General features: G+C 25.9%; 15 protein-coding genes and 1 pseudogene. 3 read left to right on the plus strand and 13 right to left on the minus strand.

What is annotated here, in order from left to right; genetic code table 11:
- Positions 1-2: 2 nt before the first annotated feature.
- The gene (locus tag CS884_RS07945) at positions 3-374 is read right to left on the minus strand and encodes a metal-dependent transcriptional regulator (protein ID WP_012797113.1); all 372 of its coding nucleotides are present in this window, start codon (positions 372-374) and stop codon (positions 3-5) included.
- Positions 375-747: 373 nt separating this feature from the next.
- Between CS884_RS07945 and CS884_RS07950 the strand changes: the two genes are divergently transcribed.
- Positions 748-1,104: a plasmid mobilization relaxosome protein MobC gene (locus tag CS884_RS07950; RefSeq protein WP_099321343.1), complete on the plus strand. Its 357-nt coding sequence runs from the start codon at positions 748-750 to the stop codon at positions 1,102-1,104.
- 1 nt (position 1,105) lies between these two features.
- Positions 1,106-2,437, plus strand: a complete 1,332-nt coding sequence (locus tag CS884_RS07955; RefSeq protein WP_099321344.1) for a relaxase/mobilization nuclease domain-containing protein — start codon at positions 1,106-1,108, stop codon at positions 2,435-2,437.
- Between the two features lie 235 nt (positions 2,438-2,672).
- Here the strand turns inward: CS884_RS07955 and CS884_RS07960 are convergent, their stop codons facing one another.
- From CS884_RS07960 to CS884_RS08005, 9 genes are all read right to left on the minus strand, one after another.
- On the minus strand, positions 2,673-3,137 hold the full coding sequence (locus CS884_RS07960) for a DUF2599 domain-containing protein (protein WP_004167041.1): 465 nt from the start codon (positions 3,135-3,137) through the stop codon (positions 2,673-2,675).
- Positions 3,138-3,260: 123 nt separating this feature from the next.
- Positions 3,261-5,384: a peptidase domain-containing ABC transporter gene (locus tag CS884_RS07965; RefSeq protein WP_004167044.1), complete on the minus strand. Its 2,124-nt coding sequence runs from the start codon at positions 5,382-5,384 to the stop codon at positions 3,261-3,263.
- An 89-nt stretch (positions 5,385-5,473) separates the two neighbouring features.
- On the minus strand, positions 5,474-8,689 hold the full coding sequence (locus CS884_RS07970) for a type 2 lanthipeptide synthetase LanM family protein (RefSeq protein WP_004167033.1): 3,216 nt from the start codon (positions 8,687-8,689) through the stop codon (positions 5,474-5,476).
- An 86-nt stretch (positions 8,690-8,775) separates the two neighbouring features.
- Positions 8,776-9,003, minus strand: coding sequence for a plantaricin C family lantibiotic (locus CS884_RS07975; protein ID WP_004167060.1), 228 nt, complete (start codon positions 9,001-9,003; stop codon positions 8,776-8,778).
- Positions 9,004-9,077: 74 nt separating this feature from the next.
- Positions 9,078-9,800, minus strand: a complete 723-nt coding sequence (locus tag CS884_RS07980; RefSeq protein ID WP_004167055.1) for an ABC transporter permease — start codon at positions 9,798-9,800, stop codon at positions 9,078-9,080.
- A gap of 19 nt (positions 9,801-9,819) precedes the next feature.
- Positions 9,820-10,554, minus strand: coding sequence for an ABC transporter permease (locus CS884_RS07985; protein ID WP_004167029.1), 735 nt, complete (start codon positions 10,552-10,554; stop codon positions 9,820-9,822).
- The gene (locus tag CS884_RS07990) at positions 10,547-11,464 is read right to left on the minus strand and encodes an ABC transporter ATP-binding protein (RefSeq protein ID WP_004167045.1); all 918 of its coding nucleotides are present in this window, start codon (positions 11,462-11,464) and stop codon (positions 10,547-10,549) included. Before CS884_RS07990 ends, CS884_RS07985 begins: the two co-directional genes overlap by 8 nt.
- Positions 11,465-11,755: 291 nt before the next feature.
- The gene (locus CS884_RS07995; protein ID WP_004167052.1) at positions 11,756-12,190 is read right to left on the minus strand and encodes a hypothetical protein; all 435 of its coding nucleotides are present in this window, start codon (positions 12,188-12,190) and stop codon (positions 11,756-11,758) included.
- Between the two features lie 272 nt (positions 12,191-12,462).
- Entirely contained in the window at positions 12,463-13,032 is a 570-nt protein-coding gene (locus CS884_RS08005) for a hypothetical protein (RefSeq protein ID WP_099321345.1), read from the minus strand.
- Between the two features lie 316 nt (positions 13,033-13,348).
- Between CS884_RS08005 and CS884_RS08010 the strand changes: the two are divergent.
- Positions 13,349-13,637, plus strand: a pseudogene (locus tag CS884_RS08010) (hypothetical protein); the annotation flags it as partial.
- Positions 13,638-13,896: 259 nt separating this feature from the next.
- Here the strand turns inward: CS884_RS08010 and CS884_RS10645 are convergent.
- From CS884_RS10645 to CS884_RS08020, 3 genes are read right to left on the minus strand one after another with little or no spacing between them, the layout of a single operon-like run.
- Positions 13,897-14,073, minus strand: a complete 177-nt coding sequence (locus tag CS884_RS10645; RefSeq protein ID WP_180753314.1) for a hypothetical protein — start codon at positions 14,071-14,073, stop codon at positions 13,897-13,899.
- A gap of 27 nt (positions 14,074-14,100) precedes the next feature.
- Entirely contained in the window at positions 14,101-14,895 is a 795-nt protein-coding gene (locus tag CS884_RS08015) for a hypothetical protein (RefSeq protein ID WP_099321346.1), read from the minus strand.
- Positions 14,896-15,831, minus strand: a complete 936-nt coding sequence (locus tag CS884_RS08020; RefSeq protein WP_180753315.1) for a radical SAM/SPASM domain-containing protein — start codon at positions 15,829-15,831, stop codon at positions 14,896-14,898.
- Positions 15,832-15,835: the final 4 nt, after the last annotated feature.

Here is a 15,835-nt window from a genome sequence, read left to right on the forward strand (position 1 = left end):
TACTATAAATTATAATCGAAATGTTTTTTTAATTTTTCAAAAGTTTCATCAGAAATAACATGCTCTATAAGACAAGCTTCGTCTTCAGCATTTTTTGCATCTATTCCAAGTCTTATAAATACGTCCGTCAAATATTTATGCCTTGTATACATTTTTTCGCAAAATATTTTTGACTCCTCTGTTAAACGAATTATTTTATCTTCACCATAAATAATCAGCCCTTTATTTTCAAGTTTTTTTAGCATTCTTGTAACAGTAGGTCTTTTATATTCTAAGTAATTAGCAAGATCCATATTTCTTACTTCCTCTTTTTCCAAAGATAAAATATATATAGCTTCTAAATAATTTTCCTCTGCAAATTCCCTGTGTAGAATAGATTACCCCTCCCTCAAAATAAAAATAATTAGATCCAAATTTAGTAAATACGAAATTCAAGAACTTAGAATATGATTTCCTTAATATTTACACTATTTCATTATACTTATAAAAATCCTTATTTAAAAGTAATTTTTAGAATATTCCTTGAAGTTTATCTTATATTGTTTATTAACTTCAATAAATGCGGTATAATTAATAAAACTGAATAAACGCTTAACGCTTATAACTTTAATAGCAAGCACAGTAAGTGTACGGACACTTACGAAAAAATTAATGGAGCAGACCTTTATGGCATGCTCCATTTTTTTAATTTTACCTTGTTAGGGAGAACCCTAAGACCCCGAAATATATTTTATAAAGGAGAATAAAATGGCAAATAGATTTAGAAATGAAAGAATAGAAATAAAATTAACTAAGGAAGAAAAGGAAATTTTTGAAAAGAAAATGAAACTTGCTAATTGCAAAACTATGTCCCACTTTCTTAGAAAATGTGTATTAGAGAAAGAAATTTATGTAGTAGATTTAGAACCATTTAGAAACCTACAATGGTTACTTTCGAATGCAACAAATAATATAAACCAGATTGCAAAAGCTACTAATACAACTGGTGTTATTTACAAAAATGAAATTGAATCTATGAATAAGCAGATAGAAAATTTATCAAGAGAAATATGGCAGATCCATTCCCTACTTCTTAATAAATCAAAAGAAAGTTCTGGTGATTAATATGGCAATTACAAAGATACATCCTATAAAATCAACTCTAAATTTAGCAATAGACTACATTACTAAGAGTGAAAAAACTGATGAAAAAATCTTGGTATCTTCATTCAAATGCCATCCATCTACTGCCCATATTCAATTTATAAAAACACGAGAAGATAATGATACTAAGGGTACAGTTTTAGCTAGACATTTGATTCAATCTTTTCTACCAGGAGAGGTTGATCCTATAAAAGCACACGAAATTGGAATGGAATTATGTAAGAAAATTTTAAAAGAAGATTATGAATTTGTTCTTGCAACTCATATAGATAGAGGACATATCCATAACCATATTATTTTTAATAATGTTAATTACAAGACTGGTAAATGCTACCAATCTAACAAAAAAACTTACCACAAAATCAGGTATCAAAGTGACGAATTATGTAAAGAAAATAAGCTTTCAGTCATTGATAAATACTATGAAGCTTACAAAAGAAAATATAAAACTGCTGGTAAATCTTGGTACGAATATGACCAAAACATGAAAGGGAATTCTTGGAAGTCTAAACTACAATTTGATATAGATAGAATGATTAATAAGTCTAAATCGTGGGAAGAGTTTTTAGAAAATATGAGGTCTCTTGATTATGAAATTAAGTTTGGTAAACACATTGCTTTTCGTCATAAAGATAAGCAAAGATTTACAAGATCAAAGACTATTGGAGAAGATTATACCGAAGAAAAAATCAAAGAAAGAATAGATATAGCAATTAAAAATAAAGCTAATCCTATTAAAAAGCGTGTAGGAAATGTTATTGATATATCTACTAATGAAAAAGCACAAACCTCTAAAGGTTACGAAGTCTGGGCAAGAAAACATAATATAAAAACAATGGCTGACTCGATAATTAAGCTTAGAGAGCAAGGCATTAATTCCATTACCCAGCTCGATGATCTAATCAGAAAATCTGCTGATGATAGACAAGACTTGCTAGATAAAATAAAGAAGATTGAAACTGAAATGAAGAGTCTATCCCAAGATATGGAAACTATAAATACTATAAATAAACATCGTGAAATCTATAAATACCACAAGAAAAATCCTGAAGATAAGCAATTCGCAGAAGAATATTATAGAGAACTTTCAGTATATAAAATAGCCGCTCAAGACATACTAAAGAATTATAAAAAGCTACCAAATACAAAAGAAATATTAACCAAACTTGATGAATTACAAGAAAAAAAGAATGCCCTTATGCAAGAGTATTCTTTGAATAAAGAACAATTTTCTGACCTTGTTCAATATAGAAAAAACTATGAAAATTATTATGGGAAGGAAGTGGAGAGGTAACATCTTCACTTCTGAGACTGTATAAAATTTTGTGTATAGAAACCTCCTGATTAGGGTAAGTGAAAACTAATCAGGAGGAATTCCTATACATAAATTATTTCACAGTCTCAAATCGACTTATCTTATAAGATTAATTTCTAACACTAAACTTATGAGATTATCTTAAATCTTCAGCTATTTTTAAGTAAATCCTTTTAAATCTAAATCTATTTATATGGCTTGGTAAGTATAATAATTAGTTACAAAGCCGATCAATAGATTCTCTAAACGGTTCTATGTTCCATCGGTTTTTTATTTTTGCTTTGAAAAAATGACATTTGTACTGTTCAAATAATATATCCTCATTATCTTTATATTGAGACCACTGTAAGTCATTTGAAAAATTTTCCTTAAGTTCGTTCCAAGATTTTATCAAAATATCATTACTAAAAGACATTCTTACAAAATTTTTAGGAGAAATCGATAATGACCAAATACCATCTCTTTGAATCCAGGTTACATCATCAAAATATTTAAATACACTCTCAGAAGACACTAAATTTGATATAGGAATATCTTCTAGCCCATCGTTTATTATTGATAGATCTGTAGAACAATTTATTTCTATATTCCCGGAACTAGCTAATGCTTTGTTCGGTATTATAGAAACAATTACCAATAAAATCCCCATTATCTTGCATTGCCATACTTTATTTTTCATTATCTAATCCTTTCTATGTTATAAATATATACAACATAATCACCTTTTAATCATTATAAATAATCATTTATATTAAACCATCTAACTTTTATGAAAATCGTAACTGATTTTACTTTAATTAATTTATTGTTTATCAATGAGCGAACAATAAAAATCACTTCTATCTTTCAATTCTTTATGTGTGCCCCTATCTACTATCCTACCATTATCTAAAAGTAATATTTCATCAGAAAAAATAATGCTTGATAATCTATGAGTAATTAATATCAGTGAAATATTTTCATCTCTCAATTTTTTCATTATTTTATTTTCAGTGATTGCATCTAATTGATTTGTTCCTTCATCTAAAATAATTATTTTTGGTTTTGTTAGTAATGCTCTCGCTAGTGCTAATCTTTGCCTCTGCCCGCCAGATAAATTACTCCCATTATCTCCTATTTGAGTATGTATATTAAAAGGCATTTTTTGTACTTCTTCATCGAAACACGCTATTTTTAAAGCTAAATAAATCTCCTCATCAGTATGTTCATTTGAAATATCTAGATTATTTCTAATCGTATCATTAAAAAACATTTGATCTTGAAGTACAACGCCAAAGATCTTTCTATAGGTATCCAAATTATAGTTTTTAATATTTATATTGTTAAGTAAAATATTTCCTTTGTATTGACTATATATTGATAGCAAAAGCTTTACAATTGTAGTTTTACCACAACCAGTTTTCCCAATAATTGATAAGCTTTGTCCTTTTTTTAATTTAAAAGAAATATTGTCTACAACCATATTTTCATAATTATTATTATATGAAAAACTAACGTTTTTAAACTCTAGTTTTTCAAATTCAGATATGTTTCTTCCCTTATCAGTAATTTCATCATCATCTAGGGTTATTTCCATTAACCTATCTATTATTGATATCGTATATTGAGAATCAAAAATTGTTTGCATAATCGTTACTAATGGATTAAAAAAAATGTTTGTTAATGTTATAAAAGCCATCATTTCACCAGTAGTCATTAAACCACTATTTATAATAAAACTCCCTATAAGCAATATTATAAACGTTGGTAATAATCTATATGACATCATAAAACTTTGATAAAGTCCCAATATTTTTTCTCTATTATACTCTAAAGATATTTGTCTATTATAAAACTCGTTCCATTTTTTTATACTGCTTTGGTATCCTACTGAGGTCTTTATTAGTAAAACATTAGAAAAAATTTGCATCAAATAACTTTGCGTCTTTTCTCTACTTGCAATAGAATCTATGTTTTTTTTATCTACTATCTTAAGTAAAACGAATACAATTATACATAAAATAAAACCAAGTATAAAATTTATAATAGCAAGATCTCTCGAAACTTTAATCATTGCTAAAGAAGAAATTATTATCGTTAATAAATCAATAAAAATTGCCATAATCATATTTGTAATACTATGTTGAAGTAAATCTATGTTATTTATTCTTGATATAATCTCCCCAGACGGTCTTATATCAAAAAATTTTAACGGCAACTTAAATGTTTTTTCTACTATCTTTCTTTTTAAAGAATAAATATATTTTTTTTGCAAAATAGAAATCAACAATGCTCTAACATAGGAAAATACTCCATACAATAATACAAATATTATTGAACAAATAAATAAATAATTAATATCTTTATTAAGATTATTTCCAATAACGTCGTCTATAATATATCTAGTGAACCAAGGTGTAAACAGTGTCAAAATTTGAATTAATAAAGAAATACATACTAAAATTAAAACTAATTTCTTATCTAAAAACCCAAGTTTTAATAAATTTATTGTATTCTTTCCTTTTTTCCTTTTTTTAAATTGTTTAGTGGGTGTAAAAATAATAACTATTCCATTAAAGAACTCATTAAATTCATCAACTGATATTCTAATTCTACCTAATTCAGGGTCTATATATACGACATCATTATTTTTTACTTTTTCAAGCACGATATAATGACTATTATTTTTTATACAAATACAAGGAAAAATTTCCTTTGTACATATTAAGCTTTTTTTATTCTTTAATTGTACAGCTTTAGATTTTAGTCCAAAATCATTTGATAGACTAATTAAACTTTTTATAGATACTCCATCTCTTGAAACATTTATTTTTTTATTCAACTCAGCAATATGAATTTTACAACCATAAAAGTTTAGTATCATACAAAGTGCAGCAACTCCACACCCACTCTCAGATAGCTGCTGTATAAATTTAACCTTTTTCAAATAAAATCACCTCAACTATTCGCTACAAATTTTATCTATTTAACTCGTTAAATAAAAATAATAAGACTTTTTGAGCATATTATAAAGTTTCATTCTAATATCAGAATAGATGGTATTGTTGGATTATACACTTTTAATACTCCATATCCTATTCCTGCTAAACCCACCATGATACCAGGTGAATTATCATATGGAATTCCACATTTCCAATTACCTTTCATGAGATCTTCTTTAATATACTCCATATATATGTCGCATTTTTCTTTTATTTTTCTTTTTTCGACTACTCTGCTGGCATAATTTAAAATTTCTATATTTCCTAAATCACCATGACATAAACAATGGCTTCTACCAAATCCAAACTTTAAGCTAGTTTCTATTGCATTAGAAATATCTGAATCTATACTAGATTTTCTACTCTCTGTTAATGGTATTTCTAAATTTTTTATATAAAGTCTACTTAATAATATTCCACTTGCTCCATGACACCACGCAACTGGTATATGATTCTCTAAATCATCATATCTTATACCATCATCTGTTTCTCTTCTATCAGACCAGTTTTTTACACTATCCCTATATAACATATCTTCATACTTCATACCTTTTTCAATTATTTCTAAATAGCTATCATTTTTTATATATTTATATAATTTTGCAAATGCAAATATTATTCCAGATGTTCCATGTGCAAAACCTCCAAGTGGTTGTTTAGCAAACGAACTTTTCCACGCTAAAGCATTCTCGATTTTAATGCTATCCTTCATTATTTTATCGGCGTAACGCTCTGCTAATGATAATATTTTTTTATCTTTGACATGTTCATAATATTTTAAAAGTATTAAAATCACACCCGCAGAACCAATAATTACATCATGCTCCTGATTATTAATTAAGCTTTTCTCGCAACTATTAAAAATTTTTGACCTCATTAATTCTAACTCATCTGAATCAAAGTATTCATTAAGCTCTTTTTCTAAAATAATTAGAGCGTATATAATAGGTGTTTCTCCTGAAAATCCGCCAAACAAAATTTTATTATCTTTATATTTATCCCTTTTATTAAAATAACCCCTTATCGTTTCAAAGCATTGCTCTATTACTTGAAAATACTTATGATTTTTTGTTTCTTTATATAGATATATAAAATATATTAATATACCTGAAATACCATTATATAAATCCATACCTACAGGAACTATATTCCAATCATTAGTTTTTTCTCCTACGATATTCATATCCATCCAACTTATATCATTATTATCACCAATGTATGATAATTCGATTAAATGGTTTGCAATTTTTTCTGATATTTCTATAAGTTCACTCTTTTTTAGCTCCAAATCTGATGATTTCTTTATAATCTTTAGAATTCTATCATGTCTCAATTCTTTATTATTAATAAAATTATATTTTGGATCATAATTTAATGCAGTAGTGATCATCAAAATCTGAAACCTCAAATCTTCTTCTGAAATATCCGCTATATTCTTTTTAACAAGATTAATTGATGTTTCTTTATAAAAGTTTTCAACTTTATTATTATCTTTATCTTCTATACTAAAAGTCCCTATTTTTGAAACGAACATAGGTATATCATTTTTTATAAGAGACAAAAGCTCAATGCCCGAAATTCTTTTCAACTTGTTTTCTTCTTCAACTTGAGTCCATAATTTTGAAAACAACATTTCTCTATCTAAACCACTTCTCATGAAATCAGGATGAAAAGATAGCTGAATAAGAGATGAATAATACTGTGTAGCCCTTAAAATTTGTCTTGATTCTTTATGATTATATTTATCGACATCCTTTAATAAGATTTTCTTTGAATCTTCTGATAAAAACTGCCTGTAACTATTTATAAATCCCTTTTTCAATTCCTGTTTATATTGAAAAGTATCTACCACTTTATTTTTAATAAACGGAGTATTATTTTTCTTCTCTAAAACAGATCTTTTATAATCTATTCTCATCTCATCAGTTAAAATATCTAATATACTTGCTGTTTCAATTGGAATTTCTTTACTTTCATCATTCGTCATTGCACTTACATCTACACCAATATCTTTCCCTCTTCCCCATATAATATTAGGTAATATTCCTACTCTTCTCACTGAATTTTCAATAGTTTCATAAATTTTATCATCAGCACCCCTATGAATTTTATCAACCATTTTATTATGAAATATTGTTTCTATATCTATTAAAACTGGATGTTTCCCATGTGCAATTATGTTCTCATAGTGAACATCATTACCTCTTAAGACATATAAGATAAATAACAGCTTTCCTAATTCATCATAATAATTTTGCATATCTAATTCAGAACTGCAAGATTCATAACTTATATATTCAGACCAACCATAATCTCTTTTATCAATTACTTTATAGGTATATAAATTACTATTTGTTAACCTATTAAAAAGTTTTATTGTCTCTTGAAATTTTTCATCTAATTCAAGAGTTCTAGGCTTGTAAACAACACTTTTCCCATTTTCAGAATGTACTATAATAACAGATTTTCCATTATTGTGAGAATCTGAAATATTTAAGTCAACTTTTGTTATTATATCTGAAATGAAAAAGTACTTTTTTAAATCATGGATATCATCATAAAAATGTTTAATAAATTCAAAAGTTGCAGTCACCCAATTATTTACTGCTTCAACCATTAATCTTAACATTACAGGATATTCTTCCAAAATATCCCAAAAGTGCTCTTCAATATAATGTTCTGTAAAATATTCATATCTTTCATATTTATTTTCACCTATTAGCTTTTCGTTTTCTTTAGCAATATTTAACTCAAGAATTATTGTCCTATATGTTATATTTATTAATTTATTTATAAGCTGAATAGTAAATTGATTAATGATATCTTCTGAAATATTATAAAATTTTAAACATTTTTTTAAATTGATAACTCCAACATTTATAAATGGCTTATAAAAATCATAAAATAAAGGCTTCACTTTTTTATTTTTATTGTTCCTAACATAGAATTTAGGCAACTTATATTCCAAATATTCCTGTGATTGCATATAGTATAAAAATTTTTCTATTTTTTTCATTTCTACAGTATTTTTAATCTTAAAGTTTGACTCCTCTAAAATACATTCGAATCTATCACTATCAATATTATATGCCTTCAATAAATAATCTTCATAATTTATGAAATCATCACCCAAAAAAGATTCCCAGTACTTTTTTCTAACTTTAGCTATCTTATAATTTTTAAAATTTAGTTCATAATCTTTTCTCTCAAAAGAATAAGCAAAATTTTTAAATTCTTCAATCGATTTCAATTATACATCCTCCTGATAGTATATTAAAAAACGGGAGGCAGAAATATACCATCCGCCCCCCATTCACATATGGAAATTTATATCCATCAGCAACAAATTAAAGTTGCAAATGGACATTCTGTAGTTATAGTGCAACCATGACCACATGAATCTTTTCCAGAATAGCAATGACAATGTGTATTTGCTGTTCCACCTGCCATAATTCCATCAAGTTCGCTATCAGATAATTCGCGGAAAATATCTCCTGCTGGATTATCAACATCTTCATTTTTAAAATAGATAGCTTTTTTCCAATTCTCCATTTTTTTTGACATAATCTCTCCTCCTTTCTTTAGTTTTATAAATATAATGCGTAGATTTCATAATAAACGCATCCTATTTATCAATCTCATGCATATATTTTTTCGCAGTATTTACTAAGTATAATTTTTTGCAACATAAATACTAGCAAAACTATTATTGCTGAAATTAATTTTTCTTTATTTGTAGAATCTATAGCTTTAGAAATGTAAAACATACTATTTACTACATATAAGTAAGCCATATTTAATTGTGAAACAAATACTCCAAAGAATGAAACAACAAATCCAACAATTACTCCTATTTGTAAATTTTGTTTAAAATATAACATAACGCTTATTATTAACCACGATATTAAATAACTTACCAATGAATGAATCATGTACTTAATAAAGTATTGTATTACTACATTAAAATTTATTGACTCTAAGTTTAGTTTGATTTCAAAAAAAAGCATCAATAAAAATGTAAGCAAAGAATATATTAAAGATAATATAAGACTAACGCTTTTTTTGCTTTTAACTATATCTTCTATATTAATAGGTGAAGTTAATAAATTATTCCATACCTTATCTCTGCTTTCCATTAAAAACAATTCCATTCCTATTAATGTAAATATTGGTGTAAAAATATAATATGAATTCACACTTAGACCATTTTTTAAGAACCAGCCAAAAGTTGATCCATATTTTATATCGTTATATGTCATATTTCCCATCCCATATTGTATAAGAGATGAAATTAGGCAAACTATAAATAAAATGAGTAAAAGTTTTTTGCGTTTAAGTTTTTTTAATTCTATCTGTACCATGCTAATCACCTTAGTTAACCTACACATCTTGTTTTTTTAAAATTTTTATTGATATATAAACATAAATTGCAAATACAATAACAATGTTTGCTATAAAATATCCTATATATGGACTACTTTCTACTCCTTCAAAGTTGTTATACCAAATTACATTATGGCTGCTTGCTAAAGGACTTATACCTTGCAACTTTTTCATTAAAAAAAATGTAACTACTATATAAAGGCTTCCTATTAAATTTGTAGTAGCAGCATTACCTTTTGTAACAATAGTAATTATTGACACTGGTATTACGCTTAAAAAAATAAATATCGAACTTCTAATACATAGTAAAAAAAATCTTGAAACTAACTCACTTGTCATACTATCATGAAATCTAGTTAAAAAACCTGTAATACAAACTGTTAAGAACACAAAAATCATGATAGCTAGAGATATCATAAATAAGTAAACTAGTTTAGATATAAAATATTTTGTTCTTGAAATAGGTATTGTCCATATATACTTAATTGTGTCATTATTATAATCATTTGAAAATGATGTTGTTAAGAATGATAGTAAAATCATTGGTAATATTAAATAATTCATATAACTTAATGAAAACTTATATAAGTATACGAAACTGTCAAAGAGTCCTGTAGCTTCATTAGTATATATTAATATCATTGTTAGATAAGCTATAACTAATACCAAAGATATATATACAACTTTTGATCTCTTTTGCTTTTTAAATTCTGAAAATATTAAATTACCCAATTCCTTGACCTCCTGTAACTTTTTTAAAATAATCTTCAAGTGTTATTTTCTCTTCAATAATTCCATTTACTTCGAAGTCATTTTTTATAAAAATTTTATTTAAATCGGAAACCTTAACATTTTCATTTTTTATAATAATTCCTTTATTAAAGGTTACCATTTGCTCAGAATTCACTCCATTCTTAGATAATAAATTTATTGCTTCTTGAGTCTTATCAACATAAATCTTAACTCCAAATTCATTATGAGAGTTCCATTCTTCCAAATTAATTTCATCAATTAAATTTCCATCGTTAATAATTCCTATCCTATCTGCCAAATTTTCTAACTCTGGTAAAATATGGCTAGAAATAAGAATAGTAGTTCCATTTTCTTTTAGAGATTTAATTAAATCTCTAACTTCTGCAATTCCTATTGGATCTAAACCGTTTATTGGTTCATCTAAAATCAAAACTTTTGGTTTGTGCATTATAGCATTTGCAATTGCAAGCCTTTGTTTCATTCCTAATGAATACTTGCCAAAAAGCTTTTTGTCATTATATGGAAGATTCACTAACTTTAAAGCTTCTTTTACTGAGTTTTCAGAGTCGCCTCTTAATTTTGCAAATATCATTAAATTTTCTGTTGCCGTCAAATTACTATAAAAACCAGGGCTTTCTATAATACAACCAACGTTCTTTAATACTTCTTTTCCTTTATCAGTGCTAGTATCAGAACCAAGCAAGATAACTTTCCCTTTAGTTGGTTTAGTTAATCCTAATATAATCTTCATTATAGTAGTTTTCCCCGCACCATTTCTACCTAATAATCCATATATTTCGCCTTCATTTATATTTATGTTAATAGATTTCAATACAGGTGAATCTTCATAATACTTTTCTAAATCTTTTATGCTTAAAATACTATTCATCAATTTAATTTCTCCTTAAATGTTCATTTATAACAGTCTAGTGTTTAGTCTCATAATGTCTACTTATTATCATTACTATAAATCCATCTACTTTTTACAAATTCACATTAGACTTTTTATCATAATAATTGTATAAGAATTTCAAAATTTAATCAGCTAACTTTTGTGAATACTTCCCTTTTTCATCTATCAATTTTACTTTTAATAAAATTTTTCTTCTGTTTTTTTAAAATTATGTATATGTGCCAAACTATATAAATATTTGTTAATCGTTCCTAATTATATATGCCTTTAATAAAATTTTTGAATGTCCTCAAATTCTATAAGTCTTATTTTATTCTCTTTAATCTCCAATATACATGGTATGCTATTGATACCATAGTAATCTAAGATCCTATTAAGCTCAGTATTGTTAAAATATTCACCTATGTCTAAATCTACGACATTCTTAGATAAATCATGTTCCTCACTTTCTTTTTTCACTAGCTCTATTCCATTGCTTATATAATGTAAACAATAAGGACAATCTTTTGATGTTAATAGATATATACCATCTTTTTTACCTATATCTTCCCATTCTATTTGATTCAGCTGCCTTTTCTTTATTTCATAATTAGATAATTGATAAAATTGCTCATAGTTACTAATATTAAATTTGAAAAGTTTAAATATTGCCAAAACAATAACTACTACATATATGCTTTTAATTACTTTTTTGTTCTTCACTTTTTATACCAGCTATTTGAAAAGTAAATTTCCAATGAACATAATAATTGGAAAAGATAATACCAATAACAAGTTCAAAAAAACAAATAGTATAGATTTTCTTTTTATGGATGATATCAAACCAATTATTCCAAGTATAGGACATATAAAAATCGTACTTATACCTAAAGGTTTCAATTCTGTAAATTTATTTAATAAATCTACAGGAAGAATATATGAAATAACAAACACTATTATACCGAGTACAAATGTGTATTTTCCTATATTAGTTCTTAGCATCCAACTTGCCCCACAGTATTAAAATACGTTCTAATTGCCCATGCTACTTTAGCCATTGTTCCTGACATTTCGCTTTTATGTGTATCAATATAATCTACTAAGTCTTTATTACATTTACAATTCTTTCTTAATGTTAATGACCATTTGTAACATTGATCGTGTCTTCTACAACCTTCATCTAGTACATCAGTAGCTGGTTCATCTGAATCCTTTCCGCCATAACCTGGTCCACAATAATTTCCCCATATTGGTAAACCTATTGAGCGAGTACTATAACCTTCTGTATTAGATTCTGCATAATTTGAACTAACTGATTCTAACAATAAGCCTTGTTCTATAACTTCTGGACTTTCGTTATTATTTTGTGCACTTTGATAATCAAAATATAATCTATCATTATCTACAATGATGTATTTCTGAACTTCATCTCCTATTTTTTCAATATCACTATAGCTCAAATTTTCTCCATCGGATGCTGCTACATTATTATTAGGTAAGATAAGTACACAAATAGCCAATACAAAAATTAACCCCAAAAATATTTTTTTAAATTTTTCTTTCATCACATATCTCCTTTATGCTACTAACGCTTTTACTACCTTATTTCTAATTTAATTTTATAGTAGTTAGAAATTTATTTCAGCTAACTTTTGTGAATATTATTTAATTATTATCTTTGCTATATAATTTTAGTCATTAAAAATACTTCGTTACTTACTCTTTAAATTCCTTGTTCATAAAAAATTATTAATATAATACTATTTTAAATTATTCCTTTTATTTTAGAAATTGCTCTTTACTTCAATCTCATGTCAAGCATATCTTTATCTTAGTTAGCCTGATATTTTTGTTCTTATTTTGATGTATAAACCGAAATAAAAAAATCTGTCACAAGATATGAAAAAATGTAAATATTATAAATAAATACCATGAGATTTATAAATACAACAATAAAAATCCTGAAGGTAAACAATTTGCAGATGAGTATTATAGCGAACTTTCTATCTATAGAATAACGGCTAAAGAAATTTTAGAAAACGATAAAAAACTACTAAATACAAAAGAAATACTATCCTCTTTCGATAAACTGCAAGAAAAAAAGAACACCCTTATGCAAGAGTATTCTTTGAATAAAGAGCAATTTTTAAACTCTGTTTCTACATATTGATAGAATAATTATATCAACTAAAATTACGATTACAGTTGAGTAATAAACATGAATAAAGGTGATGAGCAGAATAAAAAAATATCTATTCTGCTCATCACCTTATAATTGTACGCTCTAATGATTTTAGCGAACAAAATGTACAATAAAAGAATTTATGAATATATATGTTACTCATTAACTCTTTTTTATAAAATGGCTTTAAACTATGAATTATTAACATAATATGTTTAAGCCAAAGTACAAAGTAATTAAATATAAATTATACTTTGTGAACAAAAAACCATGGACCTAATATACTATCAGGATTCTCTATAGGCTTTAGTTCTTTAGCTTTTTCTAGATCCATCTCAAAGCTAGTTAATGGAGATTTTTCTTTTTCTTCACTATTTACTTTTCCCATATTATTTAGTTTTTCCATATTATTTAGTTTTTTCATATTATCACCTCCTTGCAAAAATTTGTGCTATATATATAAATTTAATAACACACAATATAAATAATTAAATAAACTTTCATCAGTCAATAAACTGAATAAAGAATTTAAAAAAGCTATAATAGAAAATATCAAAAAGAAATATTTGAAAATCAGTGTTTTTAGATTAACCCCATCTTTTTGTTCGTTTATTTTCAAAAATACATTTACAAAAATATGATATCCATCGGTTTCTAGTCCCCCAAATGGTATAATATTATATAAAACTCCCCAAAGCACAAATCTTAGAAGATAAGCATATCTCGGATATAATATTATTGTTGCTGAATAAACTAATAAATTAATCATTATACCGGCATAATAAACAACGAACCTCCTATAAAAAGGCAATATATATGAATCTGTCGTATCTGTAACAACTAACAAAAATATATGATATCTTTTGATTTTGATTTTTCCAGGTTTTCTATTGTAGAATATCATTGCCAAATAGTGAGATAATTCATGTAGTATAACATTTATAAATAAGTACAATATACTACTTAAGTAAATATTATTTGAGTTATTGTAATTATCCAAATAAATTTTATCGTACTTAATAAAAAACAAGTAAATAAAAGAAATAATCGATAAAAGTATTAATATAGAATATATAATGTCTATATGGTTTATCTTTATGTATTCTTTTTTTAATTTTCTTTTGTAATTATTATTTATATTTTCTAAGAAATAATATTTATTATTTAATTTATCTTTAATATAATATCCATAACCTTGACAATGAAGTATCTCATATTTTTTGTTATAGAATTTTTCATATCTCATTTATTTTATCTTAGACTTAGCTTCTTTCATAATATAATCATGGAATCTTTCTACTTTATTCGATTCAAACAATAATTTACATAACTCACATGGATTTACTATTTTTTTAGGATAAATTTCATCAAGTACATTTTCACTATAGTTAGTGAAAAATTCCATTTTTTCATTCCTTAAAAAATATAGTAATGCATTATTTTTCGCTTTATATAAAGCTTCCTCTAAAGATATTTTATTAAAATCTCCTATATATAACCCCGTATCCATAATAACTTGAGAACAACAAGGATATATCTTTCCATCAAATAAAATAGATAAACTTCCTCCATAAGTACACCTAGCATCTTTTATATCCATTGTTCTATCAAATTTTGAGCTATTAAAATTAATTTGTGCTGATCCAACAGGCATACAAGCCCCTATCTTAATTGATGCTGGATATATATCTGAACCGATTTTATCGATTAAATCACCTATTTTTTCATCTTTTAATTTAACAATAGCAATCGAAACTTGTATATCTAAATTTAAAGAAACTTTAAGTATGTTTTTTATATTATTAGTACTAATAAACTCACTGTGATATCTATCATGACTTATACTTAAATGTTTTAATCCGCTTTTCTTAAGCTGATAAAGTTTATCGTATGTTGCTTCTTCGCTTACAGCCCAAAACCCATTTGTCGCAATACTAGTATTCTTACCAACTTCTGTTGAAATTTCAACTAATTTTAATAATGTCGGATATTCTAAAAAAACTTCTCCTCCCGTAAAAGCTATTGTTTTTATTTCATTTATTTCTTCTGATTCTTTAATGTATTGTATCACTCTATTGATATCAATTCTTTGTTGAGATTCAGGAGAACATGAAAAACAACAATGTTTGCATTTTGCAGTACATTTATTAAATAGAGCAAATCCTAATGTATCATATGCCATAAAA

The sequence above is a fragment of the Anaerococcus sp. Marseille-P3625 genome (genome assembly GCF_900232825.1).
Classification (GTDB): domain Bacteria; phylum Bacillota; class Clostridia; order Tissierellales; family Peptoniphilaceae; genus Anaerococcus.